Raw genomic sequence first — 16964 nt, 5'->3', positions numbered from 1 at the left:
CAATGGCGATCTCGAATCGCTCAGGGGAAGCAAGGAGTGATTGTCAAAAGACGGGTTGTCAGAAGACAGAAAGGCCCGCTCGCAGGACGAGCGGGCGCAAGCATTCTAAAGAATGGGGGCGGGCTACGCAAGCTGGAAGGTACTACCAACCCTGACACCAAGAGCTTTTCTTCAAGCTTCCAGCTTAAGACTTCAAGCTCTGGGCGAGGCCTGGCTCTTCCAGCCGAGAAGCGGCACTCGTACAGCTTAAGGCTTATGGCTTCAAGCTCCAGGCGAAGCCTGGCGTCGCTGGCGCACCGCCTCGAACAGGCAAATGCCGGTGGCCACCGAGACGTTGAGGCTGGAAACGCTGCCGGCCATGGGCAGCTTGACCAGGGTATCGCAGGCCTCGCGGGTGAGGCGCCGCATTCCCTTGCCTTCGGCTCCCATCACCAGCGCTGTCGGCCCAGCGAAATCGGCCTCGAAGAGGCCCGCCTCGGCCTCGCCGGCGGTACCGGTGATCCAGACACCGAGCGCCTTGAGCCTGGCCATGGCCCGGGCCAGGTTGGTGACCTGGTAGACCGGCATGCTCTCGGCGGCGCCGCAGGCCACCTTGCGCACCATGGCATTGAGCGGTGCTGCCTTGTCCTTGGGCACGATCACCCCGTGCACACCCGCGGCATCGGCGCTACGCAAACACGCGCCGAAGTTGTGCACGTCCGTGACGCCGTCGAGCACGAGCAGCAGCGGCGGCGCCTCATGGGGCCAGCCTTCCAGCCGCAGCCACAGGGAGGTCTCACCCTCGAAGGCAAGTGGTGTGGCGAAGGCGATGATGCCCTGGTGGGAGGCCCCCTGGGCCAAGCGCTCGAGCTCGTCCCGGGGACGGGACTGGAGACGCGCGCCCCCCTGGCGAGCCACCTCGACCAGCTCGGCCAGGCGAGTACCGGCACTGCCCTCCTGCACCCAGACCTCGCGGGGCACCTCACCGCGGTCGAGCAGCGCCCGCACCGCATGCACGCCGTACACTGCCTCGAGCCCCCCCGGGGGAGCTGGCGCGCGAGGCGCCTTGCTGCCGGGGTGTTTCTGGGGCTTGCTTGCTTGCCCCGGCTTATTGACGTGCCGAGGCTTGCGACCTGCCGCCATCAGCCGTGCTTCCTCGAGCGACGCGGACCGCGACGGCGCCGGCCGCTCTTGCCCGACTTGTCACCGGGCTTGCCGGCGCCTGCCTCGGTCGGCTTGTTGCCACCGCGGCCCTTACGCGGTTGGCGCTTGGGGCGCGGCTTGTCGTCGGCCAGTGCGAAGTCGATCTTGCGGTCGTCCAGATCGACGCGAGCCACCTGCACGGTGACGCCGTCGCCCAGGCGGTAGCTCATGCCGCTGCGCTCGCCCTTGAGGCGATGCTTCTCGGGCTCGTAGTGGTAGTAGTCGGAGGGCAGCGAGGTGACATGCACCAGGCCCTCCACGAACACCTCGTCGAGGCGTACGAAGATGCCGAACTGGGTCACCGAGGCGATGCTGCCGTCATAGACCTCGCCGAGCTTGTCGGACATGAACTCGCACTTGAGCCAGTCCTCCACGTCGCGGGTGGCGTCGTCGGCACGCCGCTCGGTCATCGAGCAGTGCTCACCGAGCTCGAGCATCTGCTCGAAGGTGTAGGGGGCCCACTTGCTGGGTGGCTCCACGCCGGCCCCGTCGGCGCGCAGCACGGTGTTGGTCTGGCGCGGGCCACGGATCACCGAGCGGATCGCGCGGTGGACCAGCAGGTCCGGGTAGCGCCGGATCGGCGAGGTGAAGTGCGCATAGGCCGGATAGGCCAGGCCGAAGTGGCCGTCATTCTGCGGCGAATAGACCGCCCGGCTCATGGAGCGCAGCATCACCGTCTGGATGACGTCGGCATCGTCACGCCCCTTGACCACCTCGGCCAGGTCCCGGTAGTCCTGGGGGCTCGGGTCGTCGCCTCCGCCGAGCGACAGGCCCAGCTCATTGAGGAACAGGCGCAGCTTGTCGAGACGTTCCGGCGAGGGCTTCTCGTGGATGCGATAGAGGGCCGGCAGATCATGCTTGTCGAGGAAGCGCGCGGTGGCCACGTTGGCCGCCAGCATGCACTCCTCGATGATCTTGTGGGCGTCGTTGCGCGAGCGTGGGACGATCTTCTCGATCTTGCGCTCGTCGTTGAAGACGATGGCCGTCTCGGTGGTCTCGAAGTCGATGGCGCCCCGTTCCACCCGGGCCTCGCGCAGCAGCGTATAAAGCGAGTGCAGGTTCTTCAGCGACGGCACCAGCTCGCGGTATTCCTCGCGCAGGGCCTCGCCCTCTTGCCCCTCGTCGTCGAGGATGGCGGCCACCTTGTTGTAGGTGAGACGTGCATGAGACTGGAACACCGCCTCGTAGAACCGGTAGCGGCTGATCGCCCCGCTCTGGGAGATGTTCATCTCGCAGACCAGCGCCAGGCGGTCGACGGCCGGGTTCAGCGAGCAGAGCCCGTTGGAGAGTAGCTCCGGCAGCATCGGCACCACCTGGCCCGGGAAGTACACCGAGTTGCCACGGGTGATCGCCTCTTGGTCCAGAGCACTGCCGGGACGCACGTAGTGGGAGACGTCGGCGATGGCTACCAGCAGCTTCCAGCTGCCCGACTTGGTCTTCCAGGCACAGACGGCGTCGTCGAAGTCCTTGGCGCTCTCGTCGTCGATGGTCACCAGCGGCACGTCGCGCAGGTCGATGCGCTGATGCTTGTCCTGTTCGGCCACCTCGGCCGACATGCCGGCGATCTGGTCGTGGACATCCGGCGGGAACTCGGCGGGGATCTCGTAGCTGCGGATGGCGATGTCGATCTCCATCCCGGGATCCATGCGCTCGCCGAGCACCTCGACCACCTCGCCCACCGGCTGCACCCGGGTCTCGGGCTGCTGAGTGATCCTCGCCGAGATCACCTGGCCGTCCTGGGCTCCGCCAGAGGCGCTGTGGGGGATGATGACCTCCTGAGTGACGCGGGAATTCTCGGGGATCAACACCCCGAATTCCGGCGTGTTGGCGCGGTAGACGCCGACGATGGTCTGGGTGTTGCGCGCGAGCATCTCGACGATGGTGGCCTCGTCACGGCCCCGGCGGTCGCGCCCGCTGACCCGAACCAGCACATGGTCGCCGTGGAAGACGCGGCGCATCTGCCGCGGCGGCATCACCAGGTCGGGCTTCTTGCCGTCGTCGCGGAGCAGGAAGCCGAAGCCGTCGCGGTGCCCCAGTACCTTGCCCTTGATCAGGTCGAGCTTGTCGATCAGCGCATAGGCGGCGCGGCGGTTGCGCAGCACCTGGCCATCGCGCTCCATCGCCGCCAGGCGCCGGCGCACCGCCTCCTGGAGCTCCTCGTCCTCGAGGCCCAGCTGCTGGCTCATCGCCTCATGGGTGAGCGGCTTGCCGGCCTCCTCCAGGTAGGCGAGGAGGTACTCACGGCTGGGAGCGGGCTTGTCATACTTGTGGGCTTCGCGTTTGGCGTGCGGATCGTCGCTGAGCGTCCAGTGGGTCATGCGGTGGGCATCCTTGGCGGCATCGGGAGCAGCGTGATCGAAAGAGCGCGGGGACGACGTCCGGCGCGTGGCATTTGGCATTTCGGGTCGATTGTCATGGGCGCAGTATAGCGCCGGTGCCCCCATCACCCAACCATGGCGGCGCCGGCGACGCGTGACAGGCGACAAAAAATCCCGCATGAAAACGCCAGATCCGCTTGCAACAGCGAACGAATCCGGTAACATGCGCCTCGCCTGCCCAGATGGCGGAATTGGTAGACGCGCTAGCTTCAGGTGCTAGTGTCCTAACGGACGTGGAGGTTCAAGTCCTCTTCTGGGCACCATCGGCCTCCCATCGACTTTCGACCGGAGACCAGGGAGTTTACTCCCACGCTCTTTGTCAGCTCGGATCGCTCGTGTTCGCCCAGGTGGCGGAATTGGTAGACGCGCTAGCTTCAGGTGCTAGTGTCCTTATGGACGTGGAGGTTCAAGTCCTCTCCTGGGCACCATCGCACACGCGATGCTCGCGAACACGACGACAACATGATGCGCCCAGGTGGCGGAATTGGTAGACGCGCTAGCTTCAGGTGCTAGTATCCTTACGGATGTGGAGGTTCAAGTCCTCTCCTGGGCACCACTTCTTCTCGCGTCATGCAGACGAGTCGACATTGCAGCCCCACAGGAAACCGCGACGCCATGTTCGCGGTTTTTTTGTGCCCGCCATTCAGAAGCGGCCGGGCAGCCTGGCCACGGCCTCGAGCCCCCAGCCCGCGGCCTCCACCTCGGCCTCCAGTGCCACGGCGGCAGCCTCGGGCAGCTGCGGGAAGAAGTCCAGGCCGGTACGCGCCTCCACCTCATCGATGCTGACCAGGAAGTCGTCCAGCGGCTCGTCGCCGGAGACCCGCTGCGGCATGATGAAGGCCAGCGCCCGGGGCTCATCCCCCGGCACCACCAGGATCTTGTAGAAGGCCTCGGGCACCTCGACCAGGCCGACCCGGTTGAGCGCGTTGTCGCGAAACGGCACCGGGAAGACCGGGCCGGTGATCACCTGAAGGGTACCGAAGCGTGGCACGAAGCGATCCATCACCACTTCTTCCAGGCGCTGCCAGAGGCGCCGGTTGAGCTCCGGCCGCTGGGGTGACATGTTGCTCATCAGGAAGGTGTCGCGCTGCGCCGCCCGGCCATGGACCGCGGCGATGGCATAGTTGGGGGCGAGATGCCCCCGGTCATAGCCGCTCCCGAAGTAGCTGTCCGGCGAGATCGGCCACAGGGCCCGCCAGTCGCGCCGGAAGCCCGGGCGCGGCCCGATACCCGGGTCGTCGATCTCACGCAGCAGGTAGCTGACCCACAGCGGATTGACCCGCACGTCGGACCAGCCCACCAGGAAACCGTCGTTGCGCAGCACGCGATGGAAGCTCAGCGGAGTAAGCTCTTGCCAGGTGGTGACACCCTGCCAGCTGAGCCCGTCGCGCAGCTCGCGCTCCTGGAAGTGCCAGAGCCCGGTGGCCACCGCCACGAACAGCGCCGTGATGCCGATACGACGCACCTGACGGCGCCAGCGGTTGGCGACGCGCCTTCGTCTTGCTGCCATGCCTGACCCTTCCCTGTCCGATCATCTGGCGGGCGCGGGGCCCGACGTCCCCTCACCAGCCCAGCGAGAACATGGTCTCCAGGTCGTGCCGGGAGTGGACCTGCATGGCATTGAGGGTCTCGGTGTCGCGAATGCCCTCGACGGCGTTGAGGCGTCCGGTCACCAGATCCGCGAGGCTCTCGAAGTCAGGGGTGCGCGCGATGGCCACCAGGTCATAGCGACCACAGGTGGAATAGACTTCGCTGATTCCCTCGACATCGGCCAACCGCTCGGCCACGGCCTTCACCTGGCCCTTCTCGGCATTGATCAGAATCACCGCGTTCTGCATCGGACTTCTCCCTGCTCTGGGCGCTTGCGCGCGTCTCGTTCTGCGGTCGACCGGGTGGCCACCGCAGCTGGCGCGAGTATAGCAGCGCCGCCGAGGTCGCTGAACCGAGGGGACTCCCGCGAGCACCGGGGGTTCTCCTCCCTGGCGGGGGCCTGCGCGGCGGATTGCCGCACAGGCCCCGGCCGGTTCGCGATCCACCCATCAGTTTACTATCATTGAGCGAACGAACTGTGCAGAGACGCGCCTGTCGGATCAAGAGGTGGCTCGACCACCCGCCCAGAAGAAACGGGCACCCCGAGTGCCCCACCGTGACCCCAAGACCGTGATGAGAAGGAGAGACCATGGCCGACCATAGCCGTCGTGACTTCATGCGCAATAGCCTGCTGGGCCTGGCCGCCCTGCCCCTCGGCGCTGGCATCCTGTCGAAGAGCGCCTTCGCCCAGGACCTGCCGCGGCTCGACCCGAGCGCCGACCAGGCCCAGGCCCTTAACTACGTCGAGAACGCCAGCGACGCCAGCGACCATCCGGCCTACGAGGAGGGCGAGCAGTGCAGCGGCTGCATGTTCTTCCAGGCCGACAGCCAGGGCTGCCAACTGTTCCCGCAGAACAGCGTCAACCCTCAAGGCTGGTGTCAGTCCTGGACCGCCAAGGCCTGAGCCGAGGCCCGAGGCAGCAACGAACGACCCGCGCCATGGCGCGGGTCGCGTCGTTAGAACGCTTCAATCACGGCGCTCCTCCTCGGGCAGCGGCCAGTGGTAGCGGCGCACCACCTCCTCGTTCTGCACCGACTCCAGCCGCACCGGGAAGCCCCACAGCTGGTGGAGGTGGCGGATGACCGGATAGACGCTGCGCGCCAGCGGACGCCGACTGTCCTGAACGTGGCGCAGGGTCAGCGAGCGGTCGCCGCGGATGTCCGCCGAGTAGACCTGGACATTGGGTTCACGCACCGCCAGCGCGTACTGGGTGGCGAGGGACTCGCGAATGCGCCGATAGCCGCGCTCGTCATGGATCGCCGCCACCTCCAGCATCTCCTCCTGGTCGTCGTCGACCACCATGAACAGCTTGAGGTCGCGGATCACCTTGGGCGACAGGAACTGCTGGATGAAGGATTCGTCCTTGAAGTTCTTCATGGCAAAATGCACCGCCTCCAGCCAATCGCTTCCGGCAGTGTCGGGGAACCATTCGCGATCCTCCTCGGTGGGGTCCTGGCAGATGCGCCTGATGTCGCCGAACATAGCGAAGCCCAGCGCGTAGGGGTTGATGCCGCTGAAGTAGGGACTGTCGAAGGCCGGCTGGTTGACCACCGCGGTATGCGACTGCAGGAACTCCAGCATCAACCCTTCATCCACCAGGCCTTCATCAAAGAGCCGGTTCATCAGGGTGTAGTGCCAGAAGGTCGCCCAGCCCTCGTTCATCACCTGGGTCTGGCGTTGGGGATAGAAGTACTGGGCCAGCTTGCGCACGATGCGCACCACCTCGCGCTGCCAGGGGGCCAGCAGCGGGGCGTTCTTCTCGATGAAATAGAGCAGGTTCTCCTGAGGCTCCGGGGGATAGCGACCGCCCCCGTGCAGGCCCAGCGGGTCCTCCTCGTCGGCCATGCCGGGCAGGGCATCGCCGTGCGGGCGGCCCGGGATGGTGCGCCACAGGGTGTTGACCTGGGCCTGGAGGTGCAGCTCGCGCTCCTTCTGGCGCCGCGCCTCCTCGGCGGCGGAGACCGGCGAGGGGCGTTTGTAGCGGTCGACGCCATAGTTCTGCAGGGCGTGGCAGGCATCCAGCAGCTGTTCCACCGCGGCCACGCCGTGGCGCTCCTCGCACTCGCTAATGTATTTCCGGGCGAACACCAGGTAGTCGACGATGGAGGAGGCGTCCGTCCAGGTGCGGAACAGGTAGTTGCCCTTGAAGAAGGAGTTGTGGCCATAACAGGCATGGGCCATGACCAGCACCTGCATCATCAGGGTGTTCTCCTCCATCAGGTAGGCGATGCAGGGGTCGGAGTTGATCACCAGCTCGTAGGCGAGCCCCATCTGGCCACGGCGATAGGCCTGCTCCACGGCCAGGAACTGCTTGCCGAAGGACCAGTGGTGATAGCCCACCGGCATGCCCACGCTGGCATAGGCGTCCATCATCTGCTCGGTGGTGATGACCTCGATCTGGTTGGGATAGGTATCCAGGCGATACTCGTCCGCCAGGCGTGCAATCTCCTCCTCGAAGGCATCGAGAATCTCGAAGTTCCAGTCGGAGCCGGTCGCGATGGGCTTGCGTCGGGTCATGCTGCCTCCTCGGGCCGCCTGCTCTGGTGGTCAAGTGCTGGCAATGCGGCGCTTGAACAGCTCGCGAAAGACCGGATAGATGTCCCCGGCCTCGACGATCTGGCGCATGGCGAAGCGCTCGGCATACTCGGCCTCCACCCGCTCGTACTCCTCCCACAGCGCCTGGTGGGCATGGGGGGTGATTTCCACGTAGGTGAAGTACTGCAGCCGCGGCATCAGGCGTTCGACAAGCAGCTCGCGACAGGTGATGGAGTCGTCGTCCCAGTTGTCGCCGTCCGAGGCCTGCGCCACATAGAGGTTCCACTGCCCGGGCGGGTAGCGCGCCTCGATAATCTGGTCGACCAGCGTCAGGGCGCTGGAGACGATGGTGCCGCCGGTCTCGCGGGAATAGAAGAACTCCTCCTCGTCGACCTCCTTGGCCGCGGTATGGTGGCGGACGAAGACCAGCTCGACCTTCTGATAATTGCGCTCGAGGAAGAGATAGAGCAGCAGGAAGAAGCGCTTGGCGATGTCCTTGTGGGCCTGGGTCATGGACCCCGAGACGTCCATCACGCAGAACATCACCGCCTTGCTCGAGGGCTGAGGTTGGTCGACCAGGTTGTTGTAGCGCAGGTCGTAGGTATCGATGAAGGGCACCGCCTCCAGGCGCTTCTCGAGGCGCTCGATCTCCGCTTTGAGCTCGGCGATACGGGCGGGGTGGCGCAGCACCGGATCCTTACCCTCCTCTTCGGCCAGTGCTTCCGTGGCCTCGCGCAGGGCCCGGCGGATCGGCGCGCGCATGGCGATGCGCCGGGCCTGGGCCTCGCGCATGGAGCGCACGATGTTGATGCGCGCCGGCACCCCGTGACGGGAGACCCCCGCGCGCACCGGGCGCACTTCATCGAGGTCCACCAGGTTCTTGCGCTCCAGGTGGGGCAGCTCCAAGCCTTCGAAGACGAAGTCGAGGAACTCCTCGCGGCTGAGGGTGAAGGCGAACTCGTCCATGCCCTCGCCCTGGTTGGAGGCACCGCCCTCCCCGGCACCGTCGCCGCCACCCCCGCCGACGGGGCGGCGCAGCCGGTCCCCCTCGACGAACTCCTTGTTGCCCGGCGCGATGATGGCGCGCTTGCCCCCCGGTCCGTGCTGGAAGACCGGCTCGGAGATGTCCCGGGCGGGAATCGAGACCTTCTCGCCGCGCTCCATGTCGGTGATCGAGCGACGGTTCACCGCCTCCTCGACCGAGCGCTTGATATGGGTGCGATAGCGGTCGAGAAAGCGCTGGCGATTGACCGCGCTCTTGTGCTTGGCATTGGCTCGACGATCGATGAAATAGGTCATGACGACCTCCTCGGCCTACTGCGACTTGCGTACCCGCAGGTACCACTCGGAGAGCAGGCGAACCTGCTTCTCGGTGTAGCCGCGGTCGACCATGCGTGCCACGAAGTCCTCGTGCTTTTTCTGATCCGCCGTCGAAGCCTTGGCGTTGAAGGAGATCACCGGCAACAGCTCCTCGGTGTTGGCAAACATCTTGTGCTCGATCACCCCCCGCAGCTTCTCGTAGGACTGCCAACTGGGGTTCATGCCGTTGTTCTGGGCACGCGCCCGCAGCACGAAGTTGACCACCTCGTGGCGAAAATCCTTGGGATTGGAGATGCCCGCCGGCTTCTCGATCTTCTCCAGCTCCTCATTGAGGGCCTGGCGGTCGAGGAACTCGCCGGTCTCGGGGTCGCGGTACTCCTGGTCCTGAATCCAGAAGTCGGCGTAGGTGACATAGCGGTCGAAGATGTTCTGGCCGTACTCGGAATAGGACTCGAGATAGGCCGTCTGGATCTCCTTGCCGATGAAGTCGACATAGCGCGGGGCCAGGAACTCCTTGATGAAGCGCAGGTAGCGCTCGAAGGTCTCCCGGGGGAGCTGCTCCTGTTCCAGGCGCTGCTCGAGCACGTAGAGCAGGTGCACCGGGTTCGCCGCCACCTCATGGTTGTCGAAGTTGAACACCTTGGAGAGGATCTTGAAGGCGAAGCGCGTCGATAGCCCCTCCATGCCCTCGTCGACCCCGGCCGCATCGCGGTACTCCTGGATCGACTTGGCCTTGGGATCGGTGTCCTTGAGATTCTCGCCGTCGTAGACCCGCATCTTGGAATAGATGCTCGAATTCTCCGGCTCCTTGAGCCGCGAGAGCACCGAGAACTGGGCCAGCATGCGCAGGGTATCCGGCGCACAGGGCGCCTCGGCCAGCGAGGAGTGCTCGAGCAGTTTCTTGTAGATGTTGATCTCTTCGGAAACGCGCAGACAGTAGGGGACCTTGACCATGTAGACCCGGTCGAGGAAGGCCTCGTTGTTGCGGTTGTTGCGGAAGGTCTGCCACTCGCTCTCGTTAGAGTGGGCCAGCACCACGCCGTCGAAGGGGATCGCTCCCATGCCCTCGGTGGGGTTGTAGTTACCCTCCTGGGTCGCCGTCAGCAGCGGATGCAGCACCTTGATCGGCGCCTTGAACATCTCGACGAACTCCATCAGCCCCTGGTTGGCACGGCACAGCCCGCCGGAGAAGCTGTAGGCGTCCGGGTCATCCTGGGAGTAAAGCTCGAGCTGGCGGATGTCCACCTTGCCCACCAGCGAAGAGATGTCCTGGTTGTTCTCGTCGCCGGGTTCGGTCTTGGAGATGGCAATCTGGTTGAGCCGCGAAGGATAGAGGCGCACCACCCGGAACTGGGAGATGTCGCCCCCGTACTCCTTGAGGCGCTTGGCGGCCCAGGGCGACATCACGCTCTTGAGGTAGCGCTGGGGGATGCCGTACTCCTTCTCCAGCAGTTCGCCATCCTCCTCCGGGGAGAACAGGCCCAGCGGCGACTCGTAGACCGGCGAGTCCTTGATGGCATAGAAGGGCACCTTCTCCATCAGCAGCTTGAGCCGCTCGGCCAGGGATGACTTGCCACCCCCCACCGGCCCCAGCAGATAGAGGATCTGCTTGCGCTCCTCGAGCCCCTGGGCGGCATGGCGGAAGTAGGCGACGATCTGTTCGATGGCCTCCTCCATGCCGTAGAACTCGGCAAAAGCCGGATAGCGGCGGATCACCTTGTTGGAGAAGATGCGGGACAGCCGCGAATCCTTCGCAGTATCGATCACCTCTGGCTCGCCGATGGCCTCCAGCATCCGCTCGGCCGCCGTGGCATAGGCCACGGGCTCCCGGTGGCAGAGTTCTAGATACTCCTGCAGGCTCATCTCTTCCTGCTTGACGCGAGCGAAGCGGTTCTGCACATGATCGAAGATGCTCATCGATGCCTCCTGTATGCCCGGTTCCCCAGCCACTCGACATGGTGGTGACAAGCCAGGGTGGGGTCTCATCAGCGTAGACAGCATCAGCGGATAACGGTTTGCCCCACCAATCAACGCACCCGATCCCTCACCCCTGAGAGCCCGGCGAGTGCCACTCGGTTCATGAGGCATCGCGAAAGATTGAACGCTGAAACGACGCCGCCCGCCGGAGGAGGACGGCGGACAGCGGATGACAGGCGGGAGCAGGCGGCCGACAGCGCGGCCACGAGGGGCGTCAGAGCCGTACGGCCAGCCGGGTGCCCTGCTCGATGGCGCGACGGGCATCGAGCTCCGCCGCCGCGTCGGCACCGCCGATGACATGCACGGCCATGCCGGCCGCCTGGAGTGGCGCGAGCAGCTCCCTCACCGGCTCTTGGCCGGCACAGACGACGATGGTATCGACCTCGAGACAGCGTGGTCGTGGTTCGCCATCGAAACGGACATGCAGCCCCTCGTCGTCGATGCCGAGATACTCGCAACCGACCAGCGTCTCGACCCCGCGATGCCTGAGCGAGGCCCGGTGTACCCAGCCGGTGGTCTTGCCGAGCCCCTTGCCCGGCTTGCTAGTCTTGCGCTGCAGCAGGACGACCTGCCGAGGCGTCACAGGCCGCTCTGCCGCCTTGAGACCGCCACGATGCGCCACGCCGAGATCCACCCCCCACTCGTCGCACCAGGCCGCGACCGACGGCGCGGCGCCGCCGGGGTGGGTCAAGAGCTCCGCCACGTCGAAGCCGATGCCCCCGGCGCCGATGATCGCCACGCGCCGGCCGACCCGCTCGGGATGGGTGATCGCCGTCGGATAGCCGATGACCTTCGGGTGGTCGATACCCGGCAGCGCGAGTCGGCGCGGCCGCACGCCGGTGGCCAGCACTACCGCATCGAAGTCGCGCAGGGCCTGGACATCCGCCTCGATACCCAGCCGAACCGTGACGCCCAGCCTGTCGAGCCTTACCCGGTAGTAGCGCAGGGTCTCATCGAACTCCTCCTTGCCGGGAATCCGCCGCGCATGGTTGAACTGGCCGCCCAGCTCGGTGCCGCGCTCGAACAGGGTCACGGCATGGCCGCGCTCGGCGGCGGTGACCGCGGTGGCAAGCCCGGCGGGGCCGCCGCCCACCACGGCGATGGCCTTCGTCGCAGCGGCCGGGGCGACCACCAGCTCCGTCTCGTGGCAGGCACGCGGATTGACCAGGCAGGAACTCACCCGCCCCAAGAAGACCTGGTCCAGGCAGGCCTGGTTGCAGGCGATGCAGGTATTGATCTCCTCGTGGCGTCCTGCGGCGGCCTTGCTCACCCAGGCCGGGTCGGCCAGGAAGGGGCGCGCCATGGAAACCATGTCGGCGTGCCCCTCGGCGAGCACCCGCTCCGCGACCTCCGGCATATTGATGCGGTTGGTGGTGATCAGCGGCACCGAGAGCTCGGCCTTCATGCGCCGGGTCACCTCGGTGAAGGCGGCCCGCGGCACGCTGGTGACGATGGTGGGAACACGCGCCTCGTGCCAGCCGATGCCGGTGTTGATCAGGTCGGCGCCGGCGGCCTCGAGGGCGCGCCCCAGGGCGACGACTTCCTCGAAGGTGCTGCCCTCTTCCACCAAGTCGATCATCGACAGCCGGAAGATCAACAGGAAGTCACTGCCCACCGCCTCGCGGATGCGTTTCACGATCTCCACCGGGAAGCGGAGGCGATTCTCGAGGCTGCCTCCCCAGGCATCGTCGCGCTGGTTGGTGCGCGGACAGATGAACTGGTTGATCAGATAGCCCTCCGACCCCATCACCTCGACGCCGTCGTAGCCGGCCTGCCGGGCCAGTGTCGCGCAGCGCACGTAGGCCTCGATGCGCGCCTCGACCTCGTCGCTGGCGAGTGCCCGGGGCGTGAAGGGGTTGATGGGGGCCTGGAGCGCCGAGGGTGCCACCAGCTCCGGCGTATAGGCGTAGCGCCCGGCGTGCAGGATCTGCAGGCAGATATGCCCGCCGGCGGCGTGCACGGCCTCGACCACGCCACGGTGATCCGCCACCTGCTCGGGTCGCTCGAGGGTCGCCGCCCCCTGGAAGACGGCACCCTCGGGATGGGGCGCGATGCCGCCAGTGACGATCAGCCCGACGCCCTCCCGGGCCCGCTCGGCATAGAAGGCCGCCAGCCGCGCGAAGCCGCCCGGCGCCTCCTCGAGGTTGGTGTGCATCGAACCCATCAGCACCCGGTTGGGCAGTGTCAGGTGGCCGACCCTCAGGGGTCGGAACAGCTGGGGATAAGCACTCACGGCAGGATCCTCACGGTCGGAACGACGGTCGATTAAAACAACTGTATGATAATCGAGTCGGATGACGCAAAGGATCATCGACCCACGCTGCCGGGGCAAGGATAAATGCCTGGAACCAACGAGACAGCCCCGAGACCTGAAAGGCCTCGGGGCTGAAGAATTCGTATGCAGATGGCGGACCGGACGGGACTCGAACCCGCGACCTCCGGCGTGACAGGCCGGCATTCTAACCAACTGAACTACCGGTCCGCGTGGTGGGTGATACCGGACTCGAACCAGTGACCCCCAGCATGTGAGGCTGGTGCTCTAACCAACTGAGCTAATCACCCACGCGTTACTGCAAACTTGTTGCTGTCGTGATGCCATCATGGCGGACCGGACGGGACTCGAACCCGCGACCTCCGGCGTGACAGGCCGGCATTCTAACCAACTGAACTACCGGTCCGCAAGATGACTTGCGACAGGGAAGACGATGGCGGACCGGACGGGACTCGAACCCGCGACCTCCGGCGTGACAGGCCGGCATTCTAACCAACTGAACTACCGGTCCGCTGCTATCTTCCTGCGACATGATCGGGCATCGCCAAAGCGATGGTGGGTGGTACAGGGTTCGAACCTGTGACCCCCAGCTTGTAAGGCTGGTGCTCTCCCAGCTGAGCTAACCACCCCCGGTCACGTGGCGCTGAATACTACAGGAGCTCCGACCAATGTCAACGCTTTTCGCGTCGCCGCCAGGGCACACCCGTGAACGAAGAACCACAGACCTTTCATCGACTTGCCCGCACCGTCCGCGACACGGAGTTTCAGGCGTGGGCGGTCATGAAGGCGGCGATCGCCGCCGCCCCCTCGTCGATCAGTGCCGTCTGGGTCCTGCCCGAGGCGCGACGCGGCTTCCAGTCATGGTCGCCGTCCTCGAGCCAGTGCAGCCGTGCCGTAGCGGGGAGCTCATAGCCCGCCACCTCGTCCCGGGTCCCGAAGGGATCTCGACTGCCCTGCACCACGAGGGTCGGACAGCCCAGCAGTGGCCAGTGAGCGAGCCGCAGGCGCTCGGGCTTGCCGGGCGGATGGAAGGGGTAGCCGCACAGCACCAGGCCGGGGGCACCATCACGGGCCGCCAGCAGACTGGCGACACGTCCGCCCATCGACTTGCCACCCAGCCAGGGTGGCGGAAGGTCGTGGTGCGACACACTGTCGCACCAGTGGACCAGCTCATCGACCAGGCGATCGACCCTCGGTGGCGGTCGCCGCCGACCTTCGCGGCGCATCTGTTGCAGGTAGGCGAACTCGATGGCCAATGTCTGGACCCCCACCCCGGCCAGTGCATCACGCAACCGTTGCAGAAAGGTTGAATCCTGCCCAGAACCGGCGCCATGGGCCATCATCAGCCGGCCCACCCGGCACTCCCCACGCACTTCCAGGGGGCCGAGCCCCTGGATATTCCAGCCACCGGACTCACCATCCCGCAGCAATCGATGCAGGGTCTCGCGGTCGATGGGCGGCAAATCCCGACAAAAATAGTCTGACAATTTCAGCCTCTTCGCGTTCATGAATCAATACATTGGCGTGTTCAGCTTGCTGTAAGCCTGCGCTAGAATCAGCATTGGTTATAGACCTGCATCATCCTGCGGAGGTCACCCCGAGGCAGAATGCCGCGGGACACCCCCAAACCGCGTTCGATGGGAACCTGACATGAGCACAGCATTTGAACACCCGACCTACAATTACAAGGTAGTTCGGCAGTTCGCGATCATGACGGTGGTGTGGGGCATCGTGGGCATGGCCCTCGGCGTCATCATCGCCTCGCAACTGGTATGGCCGGAACTGAACCTGGGACTACCGTGGACGAGCTTCGGCCGCCTGCGCCCGCTCCACACCAACGCCGTGATCTTCGCCTTCGGCGGCTCGGCACTCTTTGCGACCTCGTACTACGTCGTGCAGCGAACCTGCCAGGTGCGACTGTTCTCGGACAAGCTGGCGGCCTTCACCTTCTGGGGCTGGCAGGCGGTAATCCTCTCCGCGGTGGTCACCCTGCCGCTGGGTTACACCAGCACCAAGGAGTACGCTGAGCTCGAATGGCCGATCGACATCCTGCTGGCCGTGGTCTGGATCAGCTACGCCATCGTCTTCCTGGGGACCATCAAGCTGCGCAAGACCTCCCACATCTACGTGGCCAACTGGTTCTTCGCGGCCTTCATCATCACCGTGGCCGTGCTGCACATCGTCAACAGCGCCTCCATTCCGGTGAGTTCGACCTTCTCCGTCTCCATCTACGCCGGCGCCATCGACGCCATGGTGCAATGGTGGTATGGCCACAATGCGGTGGGCTTCTTCCTGACCGCGGGTTTCCTGGGGATGATGTACTATTTCGTGCCCAAGCAGGCCGAGCGTCCGGTCTACTCCTACCGCCTGTCCATCGTCCACTTCTGGGCGCTGATCATGGTTTACATGTGGGCCGGCCCGCACCACCTGCACTATACCGCCCTGCCCAACTGGACGCAGTCACTCGGCATGGTCCTGTCGATCATCCTGCTCGCCCCCTCCTGGGGTGGCATGATCAACGGCATGATGACCCTCTCCGGCGCCTGGCATAAGCTGCGCACCGACCCGACCCTGCGCTTCATGGTGGTGGCCCTCTCCTTCTACGGCATGTCCACCTTCGAGGGTCCGATGATGGCGGTGAAGACCGTCAACGCCCTCTCCCACTACACCGACTGGACTATCGGTCACGTGCACGCCGGCGCCCTGGGCTGGGTGGCGATGATCACCATCGGCTCCATGTACCACCTGATCCCGCGCCTCTTCGGCCGCACCGAGATGCACTCGGTCAACCTGATCGCCGTGCACTTCTGGCTGGCCACCATCGGCACCGTGCTCTACATCGCCGCCATGTGGGTCAACGGCATCCTGCAGGGGCTGATGTGGCGCGCCGTGAATCCCGACGGCACCCTGATGTACACCTTCGTCGAGTCCGTGGAGGCCAGCGGCCCGGGTTACATCGTGCGCCTGATCGGCGGCCTGTGCTGGGTGACCGGTATGCTGATCATGGCCTTCAACGTCTTCATGACCGTCCGGCGCGGTGAAGGCGCCCGTCAGCCGCTTCCGCAGACTGCCTGAGCCAACCAGGGAACGAGACACCAATGAGACACGAGATCGTCGAAAAGAATGTCGGCCTGCTCGCCATACTGATTCTGGTGGTGATCAGTTTCGCGGGACTGGCCGAGATCGTCCCACTGTTCTTCCAGAAGCAGACGACCGAACCGGTCGAGGGCCTCGAGCCCCTCTCCCCCCTGGAGCTCGCGGGCCGCGGCGTCTTCCGCCGCGAGGGCTGTGTCGGCTGCCATTCGCAGATGGTTCGCCCCTTCCGGGCCGAAACCGAGCGCTACGGCCATTACAGCGTGGCAGGCGAGTCGGTCTACGACCACAACTTCCTGTGGGGCTCCAAGCGCACCGGCCCGGACCTGGCCCGCGTGGGTGGCCGCTACAGCGATGACTGGCACCGCGCCCACCTCTACAACCCCCGCGACGTGGTACCGGAGTCGATCATGCCCGCCTATCCCTGGCTGTTCGAGAACACCCTGAGCGGGGAGCGTATCGCCGGCGAGATGCGCGCCATGCAGATGCTGGGCGTGCCCTACACCGACGAGCAGATTGCCGGCGCCAGCGAGGCCGTGCGCGGCGAGCGCGAGATCACCGCGCTGGTCGCCTTTCTGCAGCAGCTGGGCACCGTGCTCAAGGATTCGCGCTGACC

12 protein-coding genes and 8 tRNA genes are annotated in these 16964 nt (G+C 65.6%); 6 read left to right on the top strand and 14 right to left on the bottom strand.

Annotated elements, in window-relative coordinates; genetic code table 11:
• Nucleotides 1-261: 261 nt before the first annotated feature.
• Nucleotides 262-1122 (bottom strand): 23S rRNA (guanosine(2251)-2'-O)-methyltransferase RlmB, encoded by an 861-nt coding sequence (gene rlmB, locus OP498_RS08055; RefSeq protein ID WP_280546081.1) that lies wholly within the window; start codon nucleotides 1120-1122, stop codon nucleotides 262-264.
• Complete coding sequence (rnr, locus tag OP498_RS08050) at nucleotides 1122-3500, bottom strand: ribonuclease R (protein ID WP_280546082.1); 2379 nt, start codon at nucleotides 3498-3500, stop codon at nucleotides 1122-1124. Before rnr ends, rlmB begins: the two co-directional genes overlap by 1 nt.
• 236 nt (nucleotides 3501-3736) lie before the next feature.
• Here rnr and OP498_RS08045 point away from each other — a divergent pair.
• The 3 genes from OP498_RS08045 to OP498_RS08035 all read left to right on the top strand — a co-directional run bounded on the left by OP498_RS08045 (nucleotide 3737) and on the right by OP498_RS08035 (nucleotide 4116).
• Nucleotides 3737-3823 (top strand) — tRNA-Leu (locus tag OP498_RS08045).
• 78 nt (nucleotides 3824-3901) lie between these two features.
• Nucleotides 3902-3988: transfer RNA gene (locus tag OP498_RS08040), tRNA-Leu, on the top strand.
• A 41-nt stretch (nucleotides 3989-4029) separates the two neighbouring features.
• Nucleotides 4030-4116, top strand: a tRNA-Leu gene (locus OP498_RS08035).
• Between the two features lie 87 nt (nucleotides 4117-4203).
• Here the strand turns inward: OP498_RS08035 and OP498_RS08030 are convergent.
• A complete protein-coding gene (locus OP498_RS08030; protein ID WP_280546083.1) occupies nucleotides 4204-5070 on the bottom strand; it encodes a DNA/RNA non-specific endonuclease in 867 nt (288 codons plus the stop codon).
• A gap of 52 nt (nucleotides 5071-5122) precedes the next feature.
• The gene (locus OP498_RS08025; RefSeq protein ID WP_280546084.1) at nucleotides 5123-5398 is read right to left on the bottom strand and encodes an Lrp/AsnC ligand binding domain-containing protein; all 276 of its coding nucleotides are present in this window, start codon (nucleotides 5396-5398) and stop codon (nucleotides 5123-5125) included.
• A gap of 341 nt (nucleotides 5399-5739) precedes the next feature.
• On the opposite strand from OP498_RS08025, the gene OP498_RS08020 reads away from it, so the two are divergent.
• Nucleotides 5740-6054 (top strand): high-potential iron-sulfur protein, encoded by a 315-nt coding sequence (locus OP498_RS08020; protein ID WP_280553185.1) that lies wholly within the window; start codon nucleotides 5740-5742, stop codon nucleotides 6052-6054.
• Nucleotides 6055-6117: 63 nt separating this feature from the next.
• Here the strand turns inward: OP498_RS08020 and OP498_RS08015 are convergent, their stop codons facing one another.
• From OP498_RS08015 to OP498_RS07970, 10 genes are all read right to left on the bottom strand, one after another.
• Entirely contained in the window at nucleotides 6118-7668 is a 1551-nt protein-coding gene (locus tag OP498_RS08015; protein ID WP_280546087.1) for a SpoVR family protein, read from the bottom strand.
• 30 nt (nucleotides 7669-7698) lie between these two features.
• Nucleotides 7699-8985 (bottom strand): YeaH/YhbH family protein, encoded by a 1287-nt coding sequence (locus tag OP498_RS08010; RefSeq protein WP_280546088.1) that lies wholly within the window; start codon nucleotides 8983-8985, stop codon nucleotides 7699-7701.
• A 15-nt stretch (nucleotides 8986-9000) separates the two neighbouring features.
• On the bottom strand, nucleotides 9001-10923 hold the full coding sequence (locus OP498_RS08005) for a PrkA family serine protein kinase (protein ID WP_280546089.1): 1923 nt from the start codon (nucleotides 10921-10923) through the stop codon (nucleotides 9001-9003).
• 274 nt (nucleotides 10924-11197) lie between these two features.
• On the bottom strand, nucleotides 11198-13216 hold the full coding sequence (locus tag OP498_RS08000; RefSeq protein WP_280553183.1) for an NADPH-dependent 2,4-dienoyl-CoA reductase: 2019 nt from the start codon (nucleotides 13214-13216) through the stop codon (nucleotides 11198-11200).
• A 172-nt stretch (nucleotides 13217-13388) separates the two neighbouring features.
• Nucleotides 13389-13465: transfer RNA gene (locus OP498_RS07995), tRNA-Asp, on the bottom strand.
• 3 nt (nucleotides 13466-13468) lie between these two features.
• Nucleotides 13469-13545, bottom strand: a tRNA-Val gene (locus OP498_RS07990).
• A 39-nt stretch (nucleotides 13546-13584) separates the two neighbouring features.
• A tRNA-Asp gene (locus tag OP498_RS07985) sits at nucleotides 13585-13661 on the bottom strand.
• 28 nt (nucleotides 13662-13689) lie between these two features.
• Nucleotides 13690-13766 (bottom strand) — tRNA-Asp (locus OP498_RS07980).
• A gap of 42 nt (nucleotides 13767-13808) precedes the next feature.
• Nucleotides 13809-13884 (bottom strand) — tRNA-Val (locus OP498_RS07975).
• A gap of 135 nt (nucleotides 13885-14019) precedes the next feature.
• On the bottom strand, nucleotides 14020-14742 hold the full coding sequence (locus OP498_RS07970; RefSeq protein ID WP_280553182.1) for an alpha/beta family hydrolase: 723 nt from the start codon (nucleotides 14740-14742) through the stop codon (nucleotides 14020-14022).
• Between the two features lie 163 nt (nucleotides 14743-14905).
• Between OP498_RS07970 and ccoN the strand changes: the two genes are divergently transcribed.
• Complete coding sequence (ccoN, locus tag OP498_RS07965) at nucleotides 14906-16330, top strand: cytochrome-c oxidase, cbb3-type subunit I (RefSeq protein WP_280546093.1); 1425 nt, start codon at nucleotides 14906-14908, stop codon at nucleotides 16328-16330.
• A 23-nt stretch (nucleotides 16331-16353) separates the two neighbouring features.
• Complete coding sequence (ccoO, locus tag OP498_RS07960; RefSeq protein ID WP_280546094.1) at nucleotides 16354-16962, top strand: cytochrome-c oxidase, cbb3-type subunit II; 609 nt, start codon at nucleotides 16354-16356, stop codon at nucleotides 16960-16962.
• The last annotated feature ends 2 nt before the right edge of the window (nucleotides 16963-16964 follow it).

Origin of the sequence: Halomonas sp. 25-S5 (assembly GCF_029889845.1) — a bacterium.
Taxonomy (GTDB): Bacteria; Pseudomonadota; Gammaproteobacteria; order Pseudomonadales; family Halomonadaceae; genus Halomonas.
This window is presented reverse-complemented; position numbering and strand designations above follow the sequence as displayed.